The sequence below is a fragment of the Lacrimispora sp. YZC11 genome (assembly GCF_057543815.1).
On record NZ_BAAJYQ010000016.1, the window covers coordinates 67516 to 93469 of the forward strand.

Annotated in this window: 22 protein-coding genes and 1 other annotated feature (1 of these 23 cut by a window edge); of the genes, 17 read left to right on the forward strand and 5 right to left on the reverse strand. The window is 45.3% G+C overall.

Annotated features, from left to right (window positions below; translation table 11 throughout):
- Positions 1-183, forward strand: a binding site (T-box leader) (it extends 64 nt beyond the left edge of the window).
- A gap of 75 nt (positions 184-258) precedes the next feature.
- The 3 genes from pheS (at position 259) to AC27IJ_RS15660 (ending at position 5060) form a co-directional block, all read left to right on the forward strand.
- Positions 259-1278 (forward strand): phenylalanine--tRNA ligase subunit alpha, encoded by a 1020-nt coding sequence (gene pheS, locus AC27IJ_RS15650; RefSeq protein WP_487149677.1) that lies wholly within the window; start codon positions 259-261, stop codon positions 1276-1278.
- Positions 1279-1296: 18 nt separating this feature from the next.
- The gene (pheT, locus tag AC27IJ_RS15655) at positions 1297-3717 is read left to right on the forward strand and encodes a phenylalanine--tRNA ligase subunit beta (protein ID WP_312445768.1); all 2421 of its coding nucleotides are present in this window, start codon (positions 1297-1299) and stop codon (positions 3715-3717) included.
- 143 nt (positions 3718-3860) lie between these two features.
- Positions 3861-5060, forward strand: a complete 1200-nt coding sequence (locus tag AC27IJ_RS15660; RefSeq protein ID WP_313256749.1) for a phosphopyruvate hydratase family protein — start codon at positions 3861-3863, stop codon at positions 5058-5060.
- A gap of 315 nt (positions 5061-5375) precedes the next feature.
- Here AC27IJ_RS15660 and AC27IJ_RS15665 read toward each other — a convergent pair whose 3' ends face one another.
- The 3 genes from AC27IJ_RS15665 to AC27IJ_RS15675 all read right to left on the reverse strand — a co-directional run bounded on the left by AC27IJ_RS15665 (position 5376) and on the right by AC27IJ_RS15675 (position 9819).
- Positions 5376-7199, reverse strand: coding sequence for an ABC transporter ATP-binding protein (locus tag AC27IJ_RS15665; RefSeq protein ID WP_487149680.1), 1824 nt, complete (start codon positions 7197-7199; stop codon positions 5376-5378).
- A complete protein-coding gene (locus tag AC27IJ_RS15670; RefSeq protein ID WP_312445751.1) occupies positions 7196-8914 on the reverse strand; it encodes an ABC transporter ATP-binding protein in 1719 nt (572 codons plus the stop codon). Before AC27IJ_RS15670 ends, AC27IJ_RS15665 begins: the two co-directional genes overlap by 4 nt.
- Positions 8915-9096: 182 nt before the next feature.
- Positions 9097-9819: a MarR family winged helix-turn-helix transcriptional regulator gene (locus tag AC27IJ_RS15675; protein WP_312445750.1), complete on the reverse strand. Its 723-nt coding sequence runs from the start codon at positions 9817-9819 to the stop codon at positions 9097-9099.
- Between the two features lie 575 nt (positions 9820-10394).
- Between AC27IJ_RS15675 and secG the strand changes: the two genes are divergently transcribed.
- From secG to ilvC, 9 genes are all read left to right on the forward strand, one after another.
- Positions 10395-10628 carry a preprotein translocase subunit SecG gene (secG, locus tag AC27IJ_RS15680; protein WP_025233317.1) on the forward strand — a complete coding sequence of 78 codons (234 nt, stop codon included), beginning with the start codon at positions 10395-10397 and terminating at the stop codon, positions 10626-10628.
- Positions 10629-10807: 179 nt separating this feature from the next.
- Positions 10808-12916 carry a ribonuclease R gene (gene rnr, locus AC27IJ_RS15685; protein WP_487150285.1) on the forward strand — a complete coding sequence of 703 codons (2109 nt, stop codon included), beginning with the start codon at positions 10808-10810 and terminating at the stop codon, positions 12914-12916.
- A gap of 14 nt (positions 12917-12930) precedes the next feature.
- On the forward strand, positions 12931-13395 hold the full coding sequence (smpB, locus tag AC27IJ_RS15690) for an SsrA-binding protein SmpB (RefSeq protein ID WP_312445749.1): 465 nt from the start codon (positions 12931-12933) through the stop codon (positions 13393-13395).
- A gap of 89 nt (positions 13396-13484) precedes the next feature.
- On the forward strand, positions 13485-15467 hold the full coding sequence (locus AC27IJ_RS15695) for a BMP family ABC transporter substrate-binding protein (RefSeq protein WP_313256757.1): 1983 nt from the start codon (positions 13485-13487) through the stop codon (positions 15465-15467).
- Positions 15445-16050: a metallophosphoesterase family protein gene (locus tag AC27IJ_RS15700; protein ID WP_312445747.1), complete on the forward strand. Its 606-nt coding sequence runs from the start codon at positions 15445-15447 to the stop codon at positions 16048-16050. The genes AC27IJ_RS15695 and AC27IJ_RS15700 overlap by 23 nt, the downstream gene beginning before the upstream one ends.
- Before the next feature lie 218 nt (positions 16051-16268).
- Positions 16269-17207 (forward strand): cation diffusion facilitator family transporter, encoded by a 939-nt coding sequence (locus AC27IJ_RS15705; RefSeq protein ID WP_487149685.1) that lies wholly within the window; start codon positions 16269-16271, stop codon positions 17205-17207.
- A 59-nt stretch (positions 17208-17266) separates the two neighbouring features.
- Positions 17267-17788 (forward strand): nitroreductase family protein, encoded by a 522-nt coding sequence (locus AC27IJ_RS15710; RefSeq protein WP_487149687.1) that lies wholly within the window; start codon positions 17267-17269, stop codon positions 17786-17788.
- A gap of 163 nt (positions 17789-17951) precedes the next feature.
- Complete coding sequence (gene ilvN, locus AC27IJ_RS15715) at positions 17952-18452, forward strand: acetolactate synthase small subunit (RefSeq protein ID WP_312445744.1); 501 nt, start codon at positions 17952-17954, stop codon at positions 18450-18452.
- A gap of 110 nt (positions 18453-18562) precedes the next feature.
- Entirely contained in the window at positions 18563-19573 is a 1011-nt protein-coding gene (ilvC, locus tag AC27IJ_RS15720) for a ketol-acid reductoisomerase (RefSeq protein ID WP_312445743.1), read from the forward strand.
- A gap of 76 nt (positions 19574-19649) precedes the next feature.
- Here ilvC and AC27IJ_RS15725 read toward each other — a convergent pair whose 3' ends face one another.
- Positions 19650-20549: a LysR family transcriptional regulator gene (locus tag AC27IJ_RS15725; RefSeq protein ID WP_312445741.1), complete on the reverse strand. Its 900-nt coding sequence runs from the start codon at positions 20547-20549 to the stop codon at positions 19650-19652.
- A 147-nt stretch (positions 20550-20696) separates the two neighbouring features.
- On the opposite strand from AC27IJ_RS15725, the gene leuC reads away from it, so the two are divergent.
- From leuC to AC27IJ_RS15750, 5 genes are all read left to right on the forward strand, one after another.
- Positions 20697-21962, forward strand: a complete 1266-nt coding sequence (gene leuC, locus AC27IJ_RS15730) for a 3-isopropylmalate dehydratase large subunit (protein ID WP_312445739.1) — start codon at positions 20697-20699, stop codon at positions 21960-21962.
- Between the two features lie 13 nt (positions 21963-21975).
- The gene (gene leuD / locus AC27IJ_RS15735; protein ID WP_487149690.1) at positions 21976-22464 is read left to right on the forward strand and encodes a 3-isopropylmalate dehydratase small subunit; all 489 of its coding nucleotides are present in this window, start codon (positions 21976-21978) and stop codon (positions 22462-22464) included.
- Positions 22465-22690: 226 nt separating this feature from the next.
- Complete coding sequence (gene ybaK, locus AC27IJ_RS15740; protein WP_312445735.1) at positions 22691-23164, forward strand: Cys-tRNA(Pro) deacylase; 474 nt, start codon at positions 22691-22693, stop codon at positions 23162-23164.
- Between the two features lie 308 nt (positions 23165-23472).
- A complete protein-coding gene (locus tag AC27IJ_RS15745; protein ID WP_312445733.1) occupies positions 23473-24357 on the forward strand; it encodes a cell wall hydrolase in 885 nt (294 codons plus the stop codon).
- Positions 24358-24461: 104 nt separating this feature from the next.
- Positions 24462-24926: a NanQ anomerase/TabA/YiaL family protein gene (locus AC27IJ_RS15750; RefSeq protein ID WP_312445731.1), complete on the forward strand. Its 465-nt coding sequence runs from the start codon at positions 24462-24464 to the stop codon at positions 24924-24926.
- A gap of 52 nt (positions 24927-24978) precedes the next feature.
- On the opposite strand, the gene AC27IJ_RS15755 is transcribed toward AC27IJ_RS15750, so the two are convergent.
- Positions 24979-25944: a pectinesterase family protein gene (locus AC27IJ_RS15755; RefSeq protein WP_487149693.1), complete on the reverse strand. Its 966-nt coding sequence runs from the start codon at positions 25942-25944 to the stop codon at positions 24979-24981.
- Positions 25945-25954 lie beyond the last annotated feature (10 nt).

Below are 25954 nucleotides of genomic sequence, written 5' to 3' on the forward strand. Positions count from 1 at the left end.
AAGCCCTTTTAAGTTCAGCTAAGAGATTGAATTTCCCACCGAAGCAGCATGATTGAAACCAGTGACAGCTTTGGCTGCCGGTCTGGCGGGTAAGTCATGACGTCAATACACGTTACGTATACCGAGTGCCTGTGTCATACGCAGGAATCAGGGTGGTACCGCGAATATAGCTTCGTCCCTTTTTGGGGCGGAGCTTTTTTAGTTCATTTTCTGTTAAAGCAGGTAAATAAAATTTGATCATGAAAAGAAGGAGAGCCGATGAAGGACCAATTGGAAAAAATCAAACAGGAAGCATTAAAGCAGATTGAAGCTTCAGATGCGCTGGAAAAACTGAACGACATTAAGGTCGCTTATCTTGGAAAAAAGGGTGAGCTGACCAGTGTATTAAAGAGTATGAAGGACGTTGCACCGGAAGACAGGCCAAAGGTGGGCCAGATGGTAAATGACGCCCGGACCTTGATTGAGGGGAAATTAGAGGAGGCTATGTCCGCCCTGCAAAAGAAAGCCAGAGAAGAGCAGATGAAAAAAGAAGTGATTGATGTAACTCTTCCCGGAAGGCGGAATAAAGTAGGCCACACCCATCCCAACAACATTGCACTGGAAGAGGTTGAGAGAATTTTCATTGGCATGGGTTACGAGGTCATTGAAGGACCGGAGGTAGAATACGACTTCTATAACTTTGAAAAGTTGAATATACCCAAGAATCATCCGGCAAGAGACGAACAGGATACCTTTTATATCAGTGACAACATCGTATTAAGGAGCCAGACATCACCGGTTCAGGTCAGGACCATGGAAAAAGGCAATCTGCCCATCCGCATGCTGGCTCCCGGCCGTGTATTCCGGTCTGATGAGGTGGATGCGACCCATTCTCCTTCCTTCCATCAGATTGAAGGTCTTGTAATTGATAAAAATATCACATTTGCGGATTTAAAAGGAACCCTTGCGGAATTTGCAAGAGAGCTTTTTGGCTTAGAGACGAAAGTAAAATTCCGTCCTCACCATTTCCCATTTACAGAACCAAGTGCGGAAATGGATGTTACCTGCTTTAAATGCGGCGGAAAAGGCTGCCGTTTCTGCAAAGGCTCCGGCTGGATTGAGATTCTCGGCTGCGGCATGGTTCATCCAAACGTGCTTACGATGAGCGGAATCGATCCGAATAAATATTCCGGCTTTGCATTCGGCGTTGGATTGGAGCGGATTGCCCTGTTAAAATATGAAATTGATGACATGAGATTGTTATATGAGAACGACATCAGATTCTTAAAGCAGTTTTAAGGAAAGGAAGATAGATCAATGAATACACCATTATCATGGATTAAAGCATACGTTCCGGATTTAGACGTAACAGCTCAGGAATATACAGATGCCATGACGCTTACCGGATCAAAAGTTGAGGGCTATGTATGCCTGGATAAAAATTTAGAGAAAATCGTGGTTGGACAGATATTATCCATCACGCGTCATCCGGATGCAGATAAGCTGATCATCTGTCAGGTTAGTGTTGGTGCAGAAACCGTACAGATCGTCACAGGCGCATCCAATGTAAAGACAGGAGATAAGATTCCTGTGGTATTAGATGGAGGAAAGGTGGCAGGAGGCCATGACGGCGGTCCCCTTCCGGAAGAAGGAATCCGGATTAAAAAGGGAAAGCTTAGAGGAATCGAATCCTGCGGCATGATGTGTTCCATTGAAGAACTGGGATTTTCCAATGAAATGTATCCGGATGCTCCGGAAAGCGGAATTTACATTCTGCCTGAAGATACAGTAGTAGGTGCTGACGCCATTGAGGTACTGGGCCTGCGTGATTCCGTATTTGAATATGAAATCACCTCAAACCGTGTGGACTGCTATAGTGTGATAGGAATTGCAAGAGAAGCGGCTGCAACCTTTCATAAACCATTTGTACCTCCGGTGGTAACTGCAACAGGCAACAGCGAGGATATCCATGACTATCTGAAGGTATCCGTGGAAGACAGCTGTCTTTGTCCCCGCTATTGTGCGAGAATGGTGAAAAATATCAAGCTTGCTCCTTCCCCGGCCTGGATGCAGAGACGCCTTGCCGCATGCGGAATCCGACCCATTAATAATATCGTGGACATTACGAATTATGTAATGGAAGAGTACGGACAGCCAATGCATGCCTTTGATTATGACATGCTTGCAAATCATGAAATCATTGTAAAACGCGCGGGAGAAGGCGATACCTTCCAAACCCTTGACGAACAGGAGAGAAAGCTGGACAGCACCATTCTCATGATCAACGATGGGGAAAAGGCGGTAGGAATCGCCGGCATTATGGGAGGAGAGAACTCCAAGATCACCGATGAGGTGAATACCATGGTGTTTGAAAGCGCCTGCTTTGATGGGACCAATATCCGCCTTTCTTCTAAAAAAGTTGGATTAAGGACCGATGCTTCCGGTAAATTTGAAAAAGGACTTGACCCAAACAATGCCGAGGAGGCGATTAACCGCGCCTGCCAGCTGATCGAGGAGCTGGGCGCAGGAGAAGTCGTGGGCGGCATGATCGACATATATCCGGAGAAGCGTGAGGGAAAAAGACTTCCCTTTGAGCCGGAAAAGATGAACAGGCTTCTGGGAACTGAGATTGAACCGGAAACAATGCTTGGATACTTTAAAAAGCTGGATTTGGGATATGATGAGCCAGCAGGCGAAGTTCTTATTCCAACCTTCCGGCAGGATTTAAACTGTATGGCGGATTTGGCGGAGGAAGTTGCCAGATTCTTTGGATATGACAAGATCCCCGTATCCCTGCCAACAGGTGAAGCAACCACCGGAAAACTGTCCTACAAATTAAGGATAGAAGAGGTGGCAAGAGAGGTGGCGGAATTCTGCGGATTTTCCCAGGGAATGACCTATTCCTTTGAAAGCCCCAAGGTATTTGACCGGCTGCTGATTCCAGGTGACAGCCCGCTCCGCGTGACGGTGAATATCTTAAATCCGTTGGGAGAGGATTTCAGTGTTATGAGAACCTCCCCTCTTCATGGAATGTTAAACTCCTTATCCACCAACTACAACCGCAGGAATAAGAATGTCCGCCTTTATGAACTGGCCAATATTTATCTTCCAAAGGCGCTCCCATTAACAGAGCTTCCTGATGAAAGAATGCAATTTACCCTTGGTTTTTATGGGGATGGCGATTTCTTTGATATGAAGGGCGTTATTGAAGAATTTTTCGATAAAACGGGAATGCACAAAAAGCCTCATTACGATCCAAAGGGCAATAAAACATTCCTTCACCCAGGAAGACAGGCAGATATCGTTTATGATGGGGTAACCATCGGATATCTGGGAGAAGTCCATCCGGAGGTGGCTGACAACTATAAGATCGGGGAACGGGCCTATGTGGCGGTGATCGATATGCCATCCATGATCCCGTTCACAAGCTTTGACCGGAAATACACCGGAATTGCAAAATATCCGGCTGTTACAAGAGACATCAGCATGGTGGTTCCAAAGGAAATTCTGGTCGGACAGATCGAAGAGATCATCGAGCAGCGGGGCGGAAAGATATTGGAAAGCTATGAGCTTTTCGATATATATGAAGGAACCCAGATTTTATCAGGATATAAGTCTGTTGCCTATTCTATCACCTTCCGTGCAGGCGATCATACCCTGGAGGAGCAGGAGGTTCTTGCTGTGATGAAAAAGATCCTTAACGGATTACAGGGACTGGGAATTGAACTTCGGGCATAAAAGCCTTTTACACGTAAATCAATAAAAAAGATGCCAGGATGAGAGGCAAATCATCCTGGCATTTTTTCTCTGTACCTGCATGGATCTGGTAAATTCCGTCAATCCTTACGGTAAGAATGTAAAAAAGGACAAGGAGGCAAAATATGTTAAACGGCCTTGATATTATAGAAATAACAGGCAGGATAGTCAGGGATTCCTGGGGATATCCGGGAGTAGAAGCTGAAGTGATCCTGGAAAACGGTGCTCATGGAAGAGCAGCAGTTTCCATGGGAAATAACGGCAGTGCAGAGGAGCAGGTGAGGCTGGTCAATGACAGGCTTTCGGAAAGCATATTATTTGAGGATGCATCAGATCAGGGAAGAATAGACCGGATGCTTTCCCAGGCTGGAGATGAAAACTGGGCAGAAGTAGATGGAAATCAGGGAGTTCTGGCTATATCCATGGCGGTCGCAAGGGCGGCTGGTGCAGGACTTCATCTTCCCCTTTACCGTTATCTGGGGGGCACTTCGGCTCCTGTGATGCCGGTTCCCATGATGAGCATGATAAGCGGAGGCGGCGGGGATAAAGGTCTTGATTTTCATGAGATCATGATTGTACCTCAGGGAGCAAATTCCTATTCGGAAGGACTGCGTATGGGGGTGGAGATTTACCAGGCCTTAAAAAGGCTTTTATCCATAAGTGGCTTTAGCACCTCCACAGGAGATGGCGGCGGCTTTGAACCGGATATGAAAAACTCAGAGGAAGCACTGCATTATTTAATGGATTCCTTTAAGCTTACCGGATATAAACCGGGGGAAGATGTGCTTGTGGCCATCAATGCAGATGCTGACCGGCTGTACGAAAAGGAAAATGGCACCTACTGTTTTTCAAAGGAAAGCAGGAAAGGCGGAATCTCCATAAACAGGGCACAAAAGGATATGCTGGCCTATTATTTGAGGCTGTCGGATGGCTTTCCTATCTGTGCTGTCATGAATGGGCTGTGGAAAGAAGACCTGGAGGGAAGAAAGGAAATGATGAAGCTTCTGGAACACCGAACGCTTCTGGTGTCCAATGATTTTGCCGCGGCTAACGCCACAATCATCCGGTTGGAACAGGCAGGGACGGTATCAGGGGCATTGGAAATGGTGGAGAAGGCAAGAAAAGCCGGACATAAGGTGATCGTTGCCAGCGATGTGAAGGATACGGAAGAGTCTTTCATTGCGGACATGGCAGCGGCTGTCGGTGCCGATTATGTGAAGAGCGGCGCACCGTGCAGAGGAGAATGCACCGCAAAATATAATGAACTTCTGCGTATCGAAGAATTTTACAGGAAACACGGACAGACGGCAGTACATTTTGCCTGACCGGTCAGGGGAAAAAGAACCTGTTAAACCGACGGGATATCAGGTGTTATATTGAATCAAATAAGGAATTAAAATACGCTGGAGGGCGTTGGGATGAATCGGAGGATCGTGTCCATAATCAATTATCTGGTATCTGACAGTGAGGTGAGTCTGGATCTGTCAAGCCAGCATTATCATGTGTCAAAAAAGAATCCTGCGCAATGATATTAACGCAATTAATTTCTTATTAGTAGAATTTTTATCAATTGCAGTGAGGGAAATGATTAATTTGAGAAAAAAGGCAGCGGTTGTTTTTACATCCGCTGCCTGAATGATTCATGCTGTTTTGCCTGAAAACTGGCTGTTATAAATATCTGCATAAACACCGTCTTTGGAAATCAGTTCTTTGTGAGTACCTGTTTCTACAATGTCACCATTCTGCATTACCACAATGTTATCGGCGTGATAAATGGTTGACAGGCGGTGTGCCACCACAAAACTGGTACGGCCTTTGAGTAACCGCCACATGGCCTTTTGTATGACCATTTCGGTGCGGCTGTCTACGTTGGAAGTGGCTTCATCAAGGATAATAATTTCCGGATCAGCAACAAAGGCGCGGGCGATGGTGATCAGCTGCTTTTGCCCCTGTGATATATTGTCTGCACCTTCGCCCAGAACGGTATCATAACCTTCCGGCAGCTTTCTGATGAAATCATCGGCAAATGCGGCTTTGGCGGCTGCGTATACCTGTTCTTCCGTAGCGTTGTCGTTCCCGTACTTGATATTGTCATAAATCGTGCCGGAAAACAGCCATGTATCCTGCAAAACCATGCCGATACGGCGGCGCAGCCCGTCATAGCCAAAACTGCGGATGTCTGATCCGTCAATGCGGATCGAACCGCCCTGTACTTCATAAAAACGTTCCAGCAGATTGACAAGCGTTGTTTTTCCGGCACCTGTATGCCCGACAATGGCAATCATCTGCCCATCCCTTACCTGCAGGCTGAAATCGGTCATAAGAGGCGTATTGGTGTATCCAAAGCGCACACTGTCAAAAACGATCTTGGCCGGATCCTGCTCATAGGCAAGGGGCCCGTCATATTCCTCCATTTTTTCCGCATCCAGCAGGGCAAAGACCCTTTCCGCCGATGCCATAGCTGACAGCAGATTCGACCAAACCATTGAGAGATGGGAGATGGGGGAGGTGAATTGCCCGGAATACTGCAAAAACGCCTGTAAGTCTCCCAGAATCAAGCTTCCGCCCATAACCCGGAAGGCGCCAAATGCGGCAGTGAGCACATAAATGCTGTTTTGGACCAACATCATAAAATGCATCATACTTTGACCGAAAAACTTTGCTTTCCAGCCCGATTCACACAGATCAGAATTGGATTTGCGGAATTTGTCCAACACAGATTGCTCGCTGCCAAAGGTTTTAATCACCGTGAAGTTCTCATAGGTTTCTTCAATTGTACCATTGAGCTCACCCATGCTCTTTACATATTTCTTGTTGTTTTTTTGTGCAATTGGGGTGAATGCTTTTGTAATCAATATGCTGGCCGGAATCATCACGCAGGCCATTAAGGTGAGTGTCGGGCTGATGGTCAGCATAATAGCAAGCGTTCCAATAGCCAGGATCACACTGGAAATAAGCTGCGTCAGGCTTTGCTGTAAATTAGAAGCTACATTATCAATATCGTTGACAGCCACGGACATTAAATCTCCTGTGGAATGTTTGTCAAAATAAGATATGGGAACCTGGTTTAATCTAGCCTTGACGGCGTTTCGCAGGGTTTCTGTGGTTTTTAAGGAAACCACAGTCATCAGGCGTTCCTGCAAAAAGGAAGCCAGAAATACGCCAAGGTACAGGGCGCCTACCGCGGCAAGTACCGTAAGCAGCGCGTTAAAGTCAATGCCAATGCCTGTTTTGATGCCTTCAAATATTATCGTAGTGGCTCCGCCCAATATTTTAGGTGTAATGACCTGCATCACTGTACCGGCAATAGCCACAATTAGAGTAACAGTGATCAGAAGTCCGCTTTTTTTCATATAACCTAACAACCGGACTATGGACTTCCATAAGGATTTGGGACCGGTGGTATTGACGCCCAAGTTTCTTCCTGCCGGGCCTTTGCCTTTTATATTCATTTCCATGCTCATGCCGCTTCCTCCTTATATCCCTGGGATCGTATAATTTCCTGATAGATCAGACTGTCTTTTACAAGCTCGTCATGAGTGCCAAGACCCACCAGCTTTCCTTTATCCAGAACTGCGATGATATCCGCATTCCGTGCACTGCTTATCCGTTGGGTAACAACGATTCCAATGTTGTTTTTAAGCCGTATTTTCATGGCTGCCCGCACGGCAGCATCGGTTTTGAAGTCCAGGGCAGAGAGGGAATCATCAAACAAATAGATTGCCGCGTTCTTAAGCAAGGTCCGGGCAATGCAGAGCCGCTGCCGCTGTCCCCCGGAAAAATTGCCGCCGCCTTTTTCCACCTGGCTGTCAAGACCGTCTGGTAATTTTTTAACAAATTCAGCGGCGCAAGCATCCTCTAGCGCTGACCAAATCTCTTCATCTGTTGCGTTGGGCTTGGCGAGATGCATATTGCTGCGGATAGTACCCATCATCAGTGAAGATTTTTGAGGAGTGGAGCTGACCAGCTTGCGTAAATCGGCCTGGGCCATGTTACGTACGTCAATGCCGTTGATTTTCACGCTGCCTTCTTCCACATCATACAGACGAGGAATCAATGAGAGAAGTGAAGTTTTTCCATCGCCGGTACCGCCGATGATGGCCAGGGTCTGCCCTTTGTTCACTGTAAAGCTGATATCGCAAAGGGTCTTTTCCGCCGCGCCCCCATAACGGAAGCTTACCTGCTCAAAGGAAAGGGTGGAGTTGTCAGCCGCCGTTTGTGATTCAGGGGCATCCATAATGCTCAAAGGGGTATCCAGAATCTCATAAACGCGCTTTGCTGATACCTGGCCGCGGGGAAGGGTGAGGATGACATTGGTCAACAATCCAAAACCTAACAGGATTTGCATCGAATAGTTAATGGCTGCTATGATTGCCCCCACCTCTAAATTTCCGGAGACAGCACGATTTCCGCCGATCCATAGGATGCCTAGGGTAGCCATATTCAGGATTAGTGTGATTAGAGGTACAAAAATACTCATGATGGTGCCTGCCGTGACAGAGGTTTGGGTATAAGCCCGATTGATTTCTTCATACTTCTCGTAATCCTCATCTTCCTTGGCAAAAGCGCGGATCACACGGACTCCGGTCAAGCCCTCCCGGAACAGCAGATTCAGTTTATCCAGCAGTTTCTGCATTTTGCCGTACAGAGGCGTGGCAAAGCGGCGGATGACCACTGCTGCAGCTGCCATAAAGGGAATGACGACCATAAACGGGATCGCCAGTCCGGGGCTTAACCGCCATGTGAGATATATGCCTCCTATAAGATAGAGAGGGGAGAGAATCAGAAATTTAAGGAACATCTCCAATACATTCTGCACCTGCGTAACATCGTTGGTATTGCGGGTGATGAGTGCCGAAATGCCGAATTTGTCATATTCGGTTTTGGAAAAACTAAGGACTTTTGTAAAAATCTCATTCCTTAATTCCTTACCTATCTTAAAGGCGATATTTCCGGCAATGTACATGTTAAGCATTGCCGCGGCCAGACTGCAAACGGTAAAGATCAGCATAAGACCGCCTTGCCGCCAGATATAGCCTATGTCTCCGGTTACGATACCCTTGTCAACAATGCCTGCCGTAAGATAAGGGAGATACAGGGCACATCCCGTTTGAACAAGCAGGAACACAATTGCCAGCGCAGTTTTTACCGGGGGCAGCCGTTTCAAAATCCTAAGCATTGGCAGTCCCCCCTTTTTGACCCAAAATGGTGCGGATGAGATGGTTGATTCCATAAATAAAAAGTATAATAAAAGACATAATAGTTCCTTTCTGCCTGAAAAAAGGCGCAAAAAAATAAAGGCGCTGCCAATCGGCTTTCAGAAAGACAGCGCCAATGCTGTTATTTGTAGGTTATCGTTACTTATTCTTCGTCATCGTGAGGAGCTTTGGGCTGCGGAGGCGTATGTCTGCCGTCACCCCGTCTGCCAAAGTAATTGGAACCGTGTCCGTTGAACCTTGGATCATTGTGGCCCGGTTCAAAATGTCCGGCGCCGGGCGCATCTCCCGGTCTTCTGTCTGGCCAGCCATGAAAGTCTTCTCTGCGGTCAAAAGGATGCCTGCCGCCGCGCATAAACATCATTTCAAACCTTTCATTTCCCATTCTTTCACGGGCAGAGCGCATCCATTCGAACCTTTCGTCGTCTTCATCATCCCCAAGCTGGGCTTCAAGTGCCACAATGACGCGGTCTAGATACTCACCGAAAACGGTTTGTTCTTCCTCGCTGAGACAATTGAAAATATCTCCGAAATCCGGGCGGGGCTGCTGCTCATCCTTTCCTTTTTCCGTGAGCTGCACCAGCATGACTCGTCTGTCAGCTTCCGAAGGGGTACGGGTGATATAACCGCTTTTCTCCAGTTTGTTAAGAAGCTCGTTAAGGGATTGTATCCGAATGCCCAGCAGATAAGACAGGTCTTTTGTGCTGATTTCAGATTGCATTTTGAGCATAGCCAAAACCCTGCCTTGCCCGCGGGTTGGATCAGCCATGGGGCCATGTTCTGCATGCTTCTGTAAATGGTGACGCTGCAAGAGCCATTGCAGCTTTGAGAATTTTTCGTAAAGTTCTGTGAAGTTATCTTCCATCATAATAAAAACCTCCTAAAGTTGAAAGTTTATCAGGTACCTTAAATACATTGTAATGGTACCTGATGAAAATGTCAAGAAAATTTTTATAAGGTACCTGTATATTTTTTGCGCCTTATATAAGAATATTTTTGCTTTTGAAAAATTCCTTATTAAAGCAAGAGGGAAGAAGCAACTTTCCGGAAGCGCCTGAATATGGGAAAATGGAAAAACTTACCTGGAGCGTGAGGTCTAAGGATGAAGAATAATAATAATGATATAACAAGGGTGGATACGAAGAGAATCATTTTATGATAAATCTTGCAGGGAAAAGAGATGAATGCTTATCAAGGGTGAGTGAACGATTAAGAAGCTTCTATATAATAAGGTCAGAAAAACTGGGAGAGTTTCCTTGTGAAACATGGTTATACCCAAGACGCAGGCGAAAGTTGTAAAAAAAATCCATTTGATTACAGGCCGTGGGCAGGGGCCTGATGTCGGGGTACATCAACTGTCGAATATAAAAATATAAAAATATATTGTATTTTCAGATAAATTATGGTATGATATCCTTTGTTTGACTATAGGAGGTGGGAAACGTGATCAGGATTATTTTATCAATCATATTTGTTATCATATGTGTTGCTTTATCAGCAATAATCCTTTTACAGGAAGGAAAGAGTCAGGGCCTGGGTTCTATCGGCGGTATGGCTGATACTTACTGGGGCAGAAATAAAGGCCGTTCCATGGAAGGAAAACTGGAGAAATTCACAAAATACGGTGCAGTCCTGTTTTTCATTCTGGCGCTGGTACTGAATCTGAATATACTGTAAAGATTAAACACTCTTGTGATATGGCAACAAGGGTGTTTTTTTTCGCATTATGAGGAAGTTTCGTAATACCTACTGGTAAAGTGCAGATAATATAGGAAAGATTGAAAAGAAAAATAGATAAAAATGATAGTTAAGAGAGGAAGACAATGACAGAAGAACAGTTAACGCAAAGGAAAGCCATGCTTCTCCAGTTGTTTAATGATCCTGCCTATGCGTCTATGAAATTAAAGGAATTAGCCATTTTTTTTGACATTCCAAAGGAGCAGAGGGAAGATTTAAAGGAAGTACTGGATACACTTTTGGCAGAAGGAAAAATTGGCATATCACAAAAAGGAAAATACGGAAAGCCGGATATCGGCTCCATTGCCGGAGTTTTTTCCGGACACTCCAAAGGCTTTGGGTTTGTCGCGGTAGAAGGGCTGGATCAGGATATTTTTATTCCGGAAGATAAGACAGGCGGTGCACTTCACGGTGATACCGTGTTGATATCTGCCGAATCAAAGCCGGGAAACGGAAAAAGAGCTGAGGGCCATGTGATCAAGGTGCTGGTCCATGCAAATGAGCAGATCATAGGGTTTTACCAGAAAAATAAGAATTTTGGTTTCGTCATTCCGGACAACCAGAAGATTTCAAAGGATGTGTTCATTCCCCAGGGCAAGGACATGGGAGCCGTGACCGGTCACAAGGTAGTGGTTCAGGTTACGGATTTCGGCGGTCCGGAACGAAAACCGGAAGGGATCATAACGGAAATCATTGGTCACGTCAATGATCCTGGCACGGATATTCTTTCAATTGTAAGAGCATACGGGCTGCCGGAGGAATTTCCGGACAGCGTATTGAAACAGGTGGAAGCAGTACCGGATGCGGTTACCGGCAAAGATATGCAGGGCCGTCTGGATTTAAGAGATTTACAGACAGTTACCATTGATGGAGAAGATGCGAAGGATCTTGACGATGCCATTACCATATCAAAAAAGGGTGGAGTCTATACCCTGGGCGTTCACATCGCTGATGTTACAAATTACGTAACAGAAAACAGCCCATTGGATGAGGAAGCTTTAAGACGGGGGACCAGCGTTTATCTTGTGGACCGGGTAATCCCCATGCTGCCCCATAAGCTGTCAAATGGAATCTGTTCCTTAAACCAGGGAGAGGACCGGCTGGCTTTAAGCTGCAATATGGACATTGATGAAAACGGCAATGTAATGGGACACCGGATAGCGGAAACTATCATAAACGTGGACCGGAGAATGACTTATACGGCGGTCAACGCCATTATAACCGACCGGGATGAAGCGGTTATGAAGGAATACGAAGCTTTTGTTTCCATGTTTGAACAAATGAAGGAGCTGGCTGATATTCTGCGGGAAAAGAGAAAGAAGAGGGGCTCCATTGATTTTGATTTCCCGGAAACAAAGGTGATTCTTGATGAACGGGGAAAGCCTCTGGAAATCAAACCCTATGAGAGAAATGCGGCTACCAAAATCATCGAAGATTTTATGCTGATGGCAAATGAGACGGTTGCGGAGGATTATTTCTGGCAGGAGATTCCCTTCCTTTACCGGACCCATGATAACCCGGATCCGGAAAAGATGAAGAGCCTTGCGACTTTGATTAACAATTTCGGATATTCCATCCGTTTCCACAATGGTGAGGTTTATCCGAAGGAAGTCCAGAAACTGCTTGCCAATGCGGAAGATACGCCGGAGGAAGCCTTAATCAGCCGTCTGGCCCTGCGTTCCATGAAGCAGGCCAAATATACGGTTGCTAATACCGGGCACTTTGGTCTGGCGGCTAAATATTACACTCACTTTACCTCTCCAATCAGAAGGTATCCGGACTTACAGATCCACCGCATCATTAAGGAGAATTTAAGGTCAGGCTTAGCGAATAAGAGGATCAGCCATTATGATAAGATCCTTCAGCAGGTGTCCGTCCAGTCCTCTGCCATGGAGCGGAGAGCTGATGAAGCGGAACGGGAGACAATTAAGCTTAAAAAGTGCGAATATATGTCTAGACACATTGGGGAAGAATTTGACGGAGTGATATCCGGTGTGACAAACTGGGGGCTTTATGTGGAGCTTTCCAACACCGTGGAGGGCCTGATTCATGTGAATCAGCTCCAGGATGATTATTATCATTTTGATGAAGAACACTATGAACTGGTAGGTGAAATGACTAGGAAAACCTATAAACTAGGTCAGCCTGTCAGGGTCATGGTATTAGGTACGGATAAGCTTTTGCGTACCATCGACTTTATTCCGGCGAAGAGTCTTGATGAGGAATAACAGGAGGAATGAAAATGGGGAAAGAGAGTTTCAAATTGATTGCCAATAACAAAAAGGCATATCACGATTATTTTATTGATGAAAAATACGAGGCTGGCATCGAACTTGCCGGAACAGAAGTAAAATCCATCCGCATGGGCAAATGCAGCGTCAAGGAATCCTTTGTCAGAATCGATAAAGGAGAGGTTTACGTTTGTGGCATGAATATCAGCCCTTATGAAAAAGGGAATATCTTTAACAAGGATCCGCTGAGGGTCAGAAAGCTGCTGCTTCACAGGACCGAGATCGGAAAGCTGGATGCAAAGATCGCCCAGAAGGGATATACCCTGGTCCCTTTGCAGGTATATTTTAAAGGCAGCCTGGTGAAGGTGGAGATCGGCCTTGCCAGAGGTAAAAAGCTATATGATAAAAGAGATGACATTGCCAAAAAGGATCAGAAGAGAGAACTGGAAAGAGACTTTAAGGTAAGAAATCTTTAACTGAGTTACTATTTAGGCATCCCGAATAATCTGTACAGAAAGCTGTTTTAATGCTAAAATAACCTTAGAAAATGTTGGAGGGAAAACGGATGGCATTATACGATTACGTAGGGGCATTAAGGCGGGGGCGCAGGCAATATCAGGCTTCCGTATCAAAGGGAGAATATCCGTATCTGCCGGTCTTAGATGAGATACTGTCCTATACGGATATTGTTTCGGAAGTGAACTTGGGAATTATGGATATTCCTCTGGAAAAGGTGGTAGGCACGAAAACGGAGGGGCGTACCAGCGCCTTTGCAAGTAATTTCATGCCCCTTTTATCGGAAAAATCGGAATTTGGAGCGAAATGGGCATATTTATATGACCACCAGATTGAAGAGGGGATCCATGATCCTATCGAAGCCTATGAATTTATGAACCAGTATTACGTTCAGGAGGGCAATAAAAGGGTCAGTGTTTTAAAATATGTAGGTGCTTTCAGCATCTCTGCTTCCGTCACCCGCCTGATTCCAAAAAGGACCGATGATTTAGATAACAGGCTTTATTATGAATTCCTGGATTTTTACCAGGTCTCCTTTAACTGCGACGTCTGGTTCAGCAAGGAAGGCAGCTATGACAAGCTGATAAAGGCCATGAATAAGAATCCGGGAGAACTTTGGAGCGAGGATGACAGGATCATCTTCAAGTCCGCCTATGACCGCTTTTCCAAAGCATTCCATGCCTTTGGCGGCGATGATTATGATATGACATGTTCGGATGCGTTTCTTGTTTACGTGGAGCTGTTCGGATATCGAACGGTGAATGACCGGATCGAGGGGCAGATAAAAAAAGACCTTGTCAGGATAAAGGATGAACTCCTCCTTTCCTCCAGAGGCAATAAGATCGCTTTGGTTGAACGGCCGGAAGAAATCGCGGAAACATCGGATAATAATCCCCTTAAGCTCATCAACTGGCTGCGCCCGTTCCAGACCATTGAACCGCAGATGTTAAAAATAGCATTTATCCATGCGAAGACAGCAGAAAATTCAAGTTGGGCTTATGGACATGAGCTGGGCAGGATGCATCTGGAGCAGGCATTTAACGGCGCCATACAAACGGTGGCATTTTTTAACGCAGATTCTGAGCCGGAGATCGCCAGTGCCATTGAGCTGGCCATTGCAGCCCGGTGCAACGTAATATTTACTACGGCTTCCCAGATGATCAATCTAAGTGTGAAAGCCGCAATTGATCATCCGGAGGTAAAGGTTTTCAACTGTTCCGTTAATATGTCTTATTCTTCCATTTGCACCTATTTTGGGAGGATGTATGAATCGAAATTCCTTATGGGAGCTTTGGCGGCGTCCATGTCCCGGAATGAGAAGATCGGATATATCGCTGATTATCCCATCTACGGCACCATTGCCAACATCAATGCATTTGCCTTAGGAGCCAGGATGATCAATCCATATGCAAAGGTGTACTTAGAATGGTCACGGGTAAAGAACCGTGATGCCCATGCAGAACTGGAAAAAGAGAAAATTACCTTTATCTCTGGGGATGACATGATAACTCCTCAGACTCCCACCAGAGAATACGGACTTTACCAGAAGAATCCCGATGGAGGCCTTAAAAATCTGGCGAGCCCGATCTGGCATTGGGGGAAATTTTACGAAAGAATTGTCAACATTATATGCCATGGGGATTTCGACAGGAAAGAAATGAAGGGGAAACAGGCCATCAATTACTGGTGGGGGATGTCGGCAGATGTGATCGATGTCATTTGCTCTCACAATCTCCCTCACGGAACCAGCCGGCTGATTGCATTTTTAAGGAATTCCATAAGGGCTGGAAGCTTTCAGCCTTTTGAGGGAACCATTTATTCTCAGGACGGACAAATCCAGTGCGGGGAAAACGAAAGTCTTACTCCGGAGGATATAACCACCATGAACTGGCTGACAGAAAATGTGGTGGGACAGATTCCGGCATTTGATGAGCTTACGGAAGAGGCTCGGTCTCTGGTACGTCTCCAGGGACAGACAATATACGAGAACACGGATATGGAGGAACAGCGTGAAGATCCTGGTACTGTCTGACCATGAGTCAAAATCACTTTATGAATACTATTCACCGGAAAAATTACAGGATATTGATTTAATTATTTCCTGCGGTGATTTAAGAGCAAATTACCTCACATTTTTTGCAACATTTTCCCATGCCCCGGTCTTTTATGTCCGGGGAAATCACGATGGAAGGTATGAGGAGTGTCCACCTGAGGGATGTACCTGCATTGAAGATGATATTATTATTTACCAGGGAATCCGGATCATGGGTCTGGGCGGTTCCATGCAGTACATTCCAGGTTCGCCAAACCAGTACACAGAACGGGGAATGGAGCGGAGAATCAAAAAGATGTGGTGGAAGCTTAAGAAGAACAAGGGTTTTGATATTCTTGTAACCCATGCTCCGGCATTTCAGCTCAACGACTTGCCGGATCTTCCTCATCAGGGATTTACCTGTTTTAAGGCACTGATGGACAAGTATTCACCCAGTTATTTTCTTCATGGACATGTCCATGCCAATTATGGAAAGAGCTTTAAGAGGGAAGACCAGTATGGCGGCACAAGGGTAGTAAATGCCTATGAATATTATATTATTGATTATCCGGGAAATCCGTAACATTATGAGCCATGGGTTACATATAATATAAGAGAGGCCTGATGGATGAAACCCTAAAAGGAATATTAACAATGGATAACTTCATTGCATCTGTGGGACAGTAGTTTACTCGAATGTTCCATAGGTGCATTTTTTGTATCACAAAATATGTAAATACATAGATTGGAAACTTGCCGCAGGTACCATGGGCTATCTTATTCAATGGGAGGTAACTAGCTATGGAACGGATTAAAAAAAGGAAAAAGGAAAGGGACTCCAGAGGCATTGCCATGCACGTATCATTGATCACCATTGTGATCAATCTGCTCCTTTCAATATTTAAGCTGGCGGCAGGGATTCTGGCTCATTCCGGAGCCATGATTTCCGATGCGGTACATTCGGCATCCGATGTATTAAGCACGGTTATTGTCATGGTAGGAGTAAACATAGCCGGTAGAAGGTCAGATAAGGAGCATCCTTACGGTCATGACCGCATGGAATGCGTGGCTGCTATTATCCTGTCAGCCATGCTTATGGCTACAGGAATAGTAATTGGCATAAGCGGAGTCCAAAAGATCGTGGCAGGAAAAGGGGAAGGAGCGGTCGTTCCTGGACTGCTGGCATTGTTCGCTGCAGTTTTGTCCATTGTTGTAAAGGAGTGGATGTACTGGTATACAAAAGCGGCAGCAAAAAAGATACATTCAGGGGCAGTTATGGCAGATGCCTGGCATCATCGTTCTGATGCGCTGTCTTCTGTAGGGGCCATGATCGGCATTGCCGGAGCAAGGCTTGGCTATCCGATTCTGGACCCGGTAGCCAGTGTAGTGATCTGTATTTTTATCGGAAAGGCAGCAGTTGATGTATTTCGTGATGCACTGGATAAGATGGTGGATAAAGCCTGCGATGATGAAACCGTCCAGAAAATGATGGATTCCGCCATGGCGGTAATGGGAGTGAAGCAGATTGATGATATCAAAACCAGGATGTTCGGGGCCAAGGTGTATGTGGACATTGAGATCGCCGCTAAGGGGAATCTGGTTCTTGTGGAATCTCATGAAATCGCGGAGAACGTACATTTATCCATTGAGAAGAATTTTCCAGATGTAAAGCACTGCATGGTACACGTAAATCCATTGCCTGAAACTGAGAACCAAAAAAATGACCCGGAGTGCTTGTAGGTTTTCCGGCCTGTGATATAATATAAGAAGATTTTATGTTTGACAGGAGGGAAAGGAAAATGAATGAAAACATTAAGCATCTCACAGAGAGGAGAAGCGTGCGAAGCTACTCCTCAAAACAAATAACAAAGGAAGAGCTTCATGCCATTTTGGAAGCAGGAAGCTTTGCCCCTTCGGCGATGAACCGCCAGCCTGTGATCATGGTGACCGTGCAGAAGCAGGAGGTCCGTGATAAGCTGTCCAGACTGAATGCAGAGGTCATGGGATCGGACATTGACCCATTTTATGGGGCTCCTACGGTCATTGTGGTGCTTGCGGACCGGACAGTATCTACCTATCTTTATGACGGGTCTTTGGTTATGGGGAATCTGATGAATGGAGCTCATGCAGTTGGAGTTGATTCCTGCTGGGTTCACCGGGCAAAGGAAGTATTTAACAGCGAAGAAGGAAAAGAGCTTTTAAGGGAATGGGGTATCGAGGGCGATTATGAAGGGATCGGTCATTGCATTCTGGGGTATGGGAATATGGAATACCCACAGGCTAAGCCGAGGAAAGAAAAAGCTATTATATATGTAGAATAGTAGTTGGAAGAAAAGAGGGCTGCGTGTGGAAAGACGCAGCTCTTCGTCTAACTGTTTTTTTAGGTATAACTTTAAATTATAATACACATTCCTATTATTTAGTTGACAAAAAGATGCTGGATTGCTATCATTTAAATTACTATACAAAAAGGCGGGAATAAGGATGGAAAGAATCGTATTATCATTGTTGGTTGATAACACCTCCGGTGTATTGAGCCGTGTGGCCGGACTGTTCAGCCGCCGTGGCTATAATATCGAAAGCCTTACGGTGGGTGTGACTGCGGATGAGAGATATTCCAGAATGACAGTGGTGTCCACAGGCGAACCGGAGATATTAGACCAGATTGAAAAGCAGCTGAGAAAGCTGGAAGATGTGAGGGATATCAAAGAATTAAAGCCAGGCCAATCTGTTTACAGGGAACTTATTCTGGTCAAGGTACATGCCAATGCCAGCGAGCGTCAGGCAATCTGTGCCATAGCCGATATTTTCAGAGCCACCATTGTGGATGTTGGCAGGGATTCCGTAACCGTCATGCTGACAGGAGATCAGTCCAAGCTTGATGCAGTTCTTAACCTGCTTGAAGATTACGAAATTTTAGAGCTTGCGAGAACCGGTCTCACAGGGCTTTCCAGAGGCTCTGACGACATTCGCTATCTGCCCTAGGCAGTATGGAATTGTAAGCTAGAGGTATTGTGGGAGGCGGACAGTGAGCCGTCGGCATGGTTCCTTTAACAAAATATATCAATAGTCAGTATATGAGGAGGAAATAAAAGATGGCAAAGATTTACTATCAGGAAGATTGCAATTTATCCTTATTGGAGGGTAAAACCATTGCAGTGATTGGATACGGCAGCCAGGGCCATGCCCATGCGCTTAATTTAAAGGAATCAGGATGCGATGTCATTGTAGGACTTTATGAAGGAAGCAGTTCCTGGGCAAAGGCAGAGGCACAGGGATTATCCGTTTATACAGCAGCAGATGCTGCAAAAAAGGCCGACATCATCATGATCTTAATCAACGATGAGAAGCAGTCTGCTATGTACAAAGAATCTGTAGAGCCTAATTTAAAGGATGGGGACATGCTGATGTTTGCCCATGGCTTTGCCGTTCATTTTGGACAGATCGTTCCTCCGAAGAATGTTGATGTTACCATGATCGCACCAAAGGCTCCCGGCCATACCGTAAGAAATGAATATCTGGTAGGCAGAGGAACTCCATGTCTGGTAGCTGTTCATCAGGATTACACAGGCAAGGCAAAGGACAGGGCCCTGGCTTATGCATTGGCTCTGGGCGGCGCAAGAGCGGGCGTACTGGAGACAACCTTTAAGGATGAGACAGAAACTGACCTTTTTGGTGAACAAGCCGTATTGTGCGGTGGCGTATGCGCACTGATGAAGGCTGGTTTTGAAACTTTGGTAGAAGCAGGATATGCTCCTGAGAATGCTTATTTTGAATGTATCCACGAGATGAAGCTGATTGTAGACCTGATTTTTGAAAGCGGCTTTGCAGGCATGAGATATTCTGTTTCCAATACAGCCGAATATGGTGACTACATTACAGGACCAAAGATCATTACCGATGAGACCAAGAAGGCAATGAAGCAGGTTCTTGCAGATATTCAAAATGGAAACTTTGCAAAGGACTGGCTGCTTGAGAACCAGGTAGGCTGTGCTCACTTTAATGCTGTTAGAAAGAAAGAGGCTTCCCACCAGTTAGAAAAGGTAGGCAGCGAGCTTCGCAAGCTTTACAGCTGGAACGACGGCGGAAAGCTGATTGATAACTAAACTTTATAACTGCAGGCAGCGGCCTGTAAAATAGAAAAGCCCGGAAAAATAAGTCTTTTTCCAGGCTTTTCTTAATTTAAGTATGGATCCCGGCCCCTCTCATGGCATCAAAAAAGTTCTCCATAGCCGTGGATAATCCGTTGGGATTATAGGAGAACCCAACAGTTCTCTTACTGATCGCCGATTCCATGGGAATCTGGATCAAATCTCCCCGGTCCAGTTCTTCCTGGACAAATTCCTTGATCACACAACCGATTCCCAGTCCGATTTTAGCAAATTCGATCAGTATGTCCATGGTGGTGACCTCCAAAAGCTGATTTGGCACAATCTGATTTTCATTCAGATATTCATCAATGTACTTTCTGGTCATATTGTTCTTATCCAAAAGAAGAATATTTCCCGTCTGGAAAAGGTCTGCATCAGGCCCTTCCCGCAAATACAGGTTATCCAGATAAGATTTTGTAGCCACAAAAATGTCATGGATGTCCATAACCGGTTGAAACAAAAGGGGGCGCCGGTTGGTAGGTTCTGCGATCAGACCCAGATCAATCCGCTGCTGTTCCAGCATGGTGATCGTATGGGAAGTGGACTGGCTTTCAATGGAAATTTTAATATGAGGATACTTCTCAATGAATCCCTTTAAATAAGGAAGAAGGATATATTTACAAAGAGTATTGCTGACACCGATTCTTAAGTGTCCGATATTAAAATCCTTCACCCGCTTTAACTCCAGTTCTCCGCGGTTTAATTCTTCAAAGGCCGCTTTTGTATGATTATATAGAAGCTTTCCTTCATCAGTAAGCTGGACGCCTCTGGAATTTCTCGTAAATAAAGCTACCTCTAAGCTGTCTTCCAGCTTGCTGATGGATTTGCTGATGGCAGGCTGGCTGATGTAAAGCTCTTTGGCAGCCTTTGAGATATTTCCGGCTTTGGCAACTTCATAAAATATCTTATACTGGGAAAGGTTATGATCCATGTTAAGGTTTCCTCTCATTTTTCTTTCTATCTTATAACTAACTATTATATTAAATATTCATATTATGTATTTCTATTATATCAATAAGTATGTTAGAATGTAAAGCAAGAAAAAGATATGTGATCAATTAACAGGAGGACGCAGTCGATGGGAATGACGATGACCCAGAAAATATTGGCAGCCCATGCAGGGCTATCCGAGGTAAAGGCAGGACAGCTGATTGAAGCAGAGCTGGATCTTGTATTGGGGAATGATATTACATCTCCGGTTGCCATTAAGGAAATGGAGAAATTTAATAAGGAAACAATCTTTCATAAAGATAAGATTGCCCTGGTTATGGACCATTTTATTCCTAATAAGGATATCAAATCCGCAGAAAACTGTAAATGCTGCCGTGATTTTGCCAGCAAACACGAAATTTCCAATTATTTCGATGTAGGGCAGATGGGAATCGAACATGCCCTTCTTCCAGAAAAGGGGCTGGTGGTTGCAGGAGATGCAGTGATTGGAGCGGATTCCCATACATGCACCTATGGAGCACTGGGAGCTTTTTCCACCGGTGTGGGCAGCACGGATATGGCGGCAGGCATGGTAACTGGAAAAGCCTGGTTCAAAGTGCCGACCGCAATAAAGTTTGAACTGGTGGGGAAACCCTCCAAATGGGTCAGCGGCAAGGATGTTATTTTGCATATTATAGGCATGATCGGTGTGGACGGAGCTTTATATAAGTCCATGGAATTTTCGGGAGAAGGCATCAGGAATTTATCCATGGATGACCGTTTTACCATTTGTAACATGGCCATTGAAGCCGGCGGAAAGAACGGTATTTTCCCGGTGGATGACCTTTCCATCCAATACATAAAGGACCACTCAAAACGCGATTACAAAATTTATGAGGCAGATGAGGATGCAGAGTATGAGGAAGTTTATACCATTGACTTATCCGAATTAAAGCCAACAATTTCCTTCCCTCACCTTCCTGAAAATACCAGAACCATGGGCTCCTTTGGCGAGATCAAGGTGGATCAGTCGGTGATCGGCTCCTGTACCAATGGCAGGCTTGATGATATGCGAATCGCAGCAGCTGTCATGAAAGGACATAAAGTGGCAAAAAATGTGCGCTGCATCGTGATCCCTGCCACTCAGGAAATCTATTTGCAGTCCATGAGAGAAGGACTTTTAGAAATCTTTATTGAAGCCGGAGCTGTGGTAAGCACCCCAACCTGCGGTCCCTGTCTTGGCGGCTATATGGGAATCCTGGCGGCAGGAGAGCGTTGTATCTCCACCACCAACCGTAATTTTGTGGGACGGATGGGTCATGTGGACTCTGAGGTGTATCTGGCCAATCCTGCAGTGGCTGCTGCAAGCGCGATTACCGGCCATATATCTGCGCCGGATGAACTGGGATTATAGGAGGTTGTAAAATATGAAGGCATGTGGATCTGTTTTTAAATACGGAGATAATGTGGATACGGATGTTATCATTCCGGCAAGATATTTGAATATCACAGATGGGAATGAGCTGGCAAAGCACTGCATGGAAGATATTGACAAGAATTTTGTAACCAATGTAAAAAAAGCGGACATAATTGTCGCAAATAAAAATTTTGGATGCGGCTCTTCCAGAGAGCACGCCCCTCTGGTAATCAAGTGCGCCGGGATAAGCTGCGTCATTGCCGAGACCTTCGCCAGGATTTTCTACCGGAATGCCATTAATATCGGTCTTCCTATTATAGAATGTCCGGAAGCTGCCAGGGCCATTCAGGCAGGAGATGAGGTTGCGGTGGATTTTGACAGCGGCATCATTACCAACAAGACTACAGGCGAATCCTTTGAGGGACAGGCATTTCCTCCCTTTATGCAGGAGATCATTTCAGCGGGTGGGTTATTCCCCTATATTAATAAGAAGAAATAGATGGTTTTTCCATGGTAAATAAGTCCGTAATTGTCAGGAATTGTATCCGGCAGTTACGGACCTTTTATTCTCGCGGTGGCAACGAGCCAAGTTAAAGCTTGTTTGACTTTGACGACTGCCCGCGGGCCAAATACCCTGCAGCTTGCTGCAGGGTATTTGAATTCCCGGCATTGCCAATAGCAGAAATGCGTATTATAATAAGAAAAAATTCAAGGAGTTGATTTATATGGTAAAGACAAATGCAATGCGAATGCTTGACAAGGCAAAGATTCAATATACCACCAGAGAATATGAAGTGGACGAGCAGGATTTATCCGGCAGCCACGCAGCGGATATGATGGGGGCGGATCATGGAAGCGTATATAAAACTCTTGTATTAAAAGGAGAGAAAATGGGATATCTGGTCTGCTGCATTCCAGTTGATGGGGAACTGGATTTAAAAAAAGTGGCGAAAGCTGCCGGAGATAAGAAGGTGGAGATGGTTCCAATGAAGGATTTACAGGGAATCACCGGATACATCCGGGGAGGCTGTTCACCTATCGGCATGAAAAAACAATTTCTTACGTTTATTGAAGAATCTGCCCGCTCTTATGAGGAAATTGTCGTAAGCGGAGGCTTAAGAGGGCAGCAAATCGTCATCTCTCCCCAGACCCTCGTTAATTATATAAAGGGTGAATTTGCTCCTATAACACAATATTAGTTTACATAAAACAGAAAACATGGGGGACGAGCCAACCAGGCGATGTTGAATAATTAACATAAATGTAACACTATTGTAAAATGTTAATATAGGAATAGCATAAATAATGCGGAAAAAATTATGATTTGATAGTGAATTATATACAAAATAAAAAAGGAGTTGAAAATTTAGAGATTAAAATATCACAAAAATGTTAAATGGGCATTGACTTTTTTATCTGGCTTCTTCTATAATTACGGACGTCACCAGGAAACGGCTGTGAAATGTAACCAGCCCAGGCAAGTGATATAAGAGAAAGAGGTGTATATATGCTTACACTGCGCTCTATCCTTCAGCAGATTTGTCAATTCTTCAGAGGGATGACCTTTAAGGTCACAAAGCGGATGTATCGTTCTTCCGCAGTTTTTATGGCGGGTGCGGCAATTATTACTGTTGTGGCGTTTACCTCAGCAGGATTTGGAAGCGGCGGAAGAAATGCTTTAACGGCATTTGCAGAAACGCCGAAATCGGAAGAATCTCAGGATAAAGAAGAAGTGAAAGAAGAAACCGTTGCCCAGGAAAAGGCTCAAATAAAACTTACGGAAGCCAGGATGCAGGCACAGCAGCTTGCCGGTAATCTACTGGAAAAAGAGGTAGTTCAAAAACAGGTACAGGAAGAAGAGTCCAGGGCAGAGATTGAGCGAATCAATGTCAGGATCGCTTTGGAAGAAGAGGCAAAACGGCAGGCAGAGGAAGCTGCCAAGAAGGCGGAAGAAGCAAGAAAAGCGGCGGAAGAGGCAGCCCGGAAGGCAGAGGAAGAAAAGGCCCTCCATGCCTCATCGGTGTCTTCAGACGATTATCAGGTCTTGCTGCGGATTGTGCAGGCGGAAGCCGGAGTCTGCGACGACAAGGGAAAGATACTAGTGGCCAATGTGATTATAAACCGGGTAAAGAGCGGAGAATTTCCCGACACGGTGAAAGGAGTCGTCTATGAACCCTCCCAGTTTTCACCGGTATCAAACGGCAGTATTAATTCTGTCAAAGTGACAGATGATACGAAACAGTGTGTGGACCGTGCGCTGGCAGGAGAGGATTATTCCAACGGAGCCCTGTATTTTATGAATCGGGGAGGCTCCAGGAGAGGTGCTATAAGCTGGTTTGATTCCCATCTGACCTATTTGTTCCAGCATGGCAACCATGAATTTTTTAAATAAAAACATTGTAGAATATTCTGCTTTAGGTGTATACTATATGTGCATGGCAGGTGCCCTTGGGATCTGCGGCCAAACTATACGATACATAAAAGGAGAGTATGATTATGATTTTTGACTCAGCAAAAAACCTTGATTTTTACAGAAGCCTTGGAGTGGACGGAAGATACGAAAAGGCAGTTGATTTTCTTAAGAATACTGATTTAGAGAGCCTGGCGCCAGGCAAATATGAAATTGACGGCAAGAATGTTTTTGCTAATGTAACAGAGTATACAACGGTTCCCTGGGAGGAAGCCAAGTACGAAGCTCACCATAATTACACAGATATCCAATATATGATATCCGGTTCAGAAACCATGACATATGCACGGATCGATGAACTGACAGAAAAGGTACCTTATAACGATGAAAAAGATGTTGTATTTTACGACAATGAAAATCCAGGCTTAAAGGTAGTGGTAAAGGCTGGAGAATATATGATTTTCAATCCTTGGGATGGTCATAAGCCAAAGGCAGCTGCAGGTGAACCGGCTATGATTAAAAAAGTGATTGTTAAAATCAAAGAAAACTGATTAGAAAACGGGATCCGATCCTTTGCGCAAGGGATTGGATCCCGTTTTTATTTTACGGATTCCAGCCGTCAGGACCGGACAGCACTGCTTCTTTTGTGAATTTTTTAAGATCAGCTTCTGTCAGCCGGTGAATCCAGTCCGGCCACTTTTCCATTACGGCACCAGGGCCGTAGCTGCCGAATTCGCCATAAAAGGTATGTTTATGGGCAGCTTCCTTGTTCCAGTCATGCCATCCTTCCTTGCAGATATGATCATCCATGAAGCAGTTTAGCAGCACGGTTTTCCCATACTCTCTCCATGGACGCCCCAGATAAGCGTTGTCGGCGGGGCAGTTGCTTTCAAAGCGGCAGTTTGCCAAGACGTAGCCGTATTCCTGCCCTTTTGGAGTGGAAGCGGCAGTCACATAGCTGCTGATTTCCATTCCCGTGTATTTGGAAAAAAAGGTGCAGTCTTCAAAATAAGCTGTGGCACTGCCGAAAATAAAGTCAATATCCCCCTCTATGTAACAGTTTTTATAATAGTGCCGGCCATTGATCCGGGGGGAATGCTGCTTTGGTCCGATAAAACCATTAGGCTCGATTTCCTTTGGAGGAAGAGGGCCTGTAAAAAGAGTATCCTGGTTTCCAAGGAACCGGCAGTTTTCAAAAGACAACCGGTCCCCATCGGCGTATAGTGCCAAAGCCTGTCCAACATCGGTACCGATTCCCGCACTGTTTTCAAATGTAAGATTCCTGGCGGTAAAATCATGGGTATCGATCAGGCAGGTATAGGTGCGGAAGGTTCCCCGTTTCATCCCGTCTTCCATGATCATGCGGGCATAAAGGCCGCAGGAGAGAATGGTGCTTTCTGCATCTTCCCCGACAAAGGTTACGTTAGGAACCGTTACAGTAATCTGTTCTTCATATAATCCCTTGTGAATGTAGAGGATGTGTTCCCGGGTATGATCGGTTGGAAGAGAACGCAGCGCGTCTCCAATGCTATTAAAATCTGCTGTGCCATCTTTTGAAATATGAATCATAATTATCCTC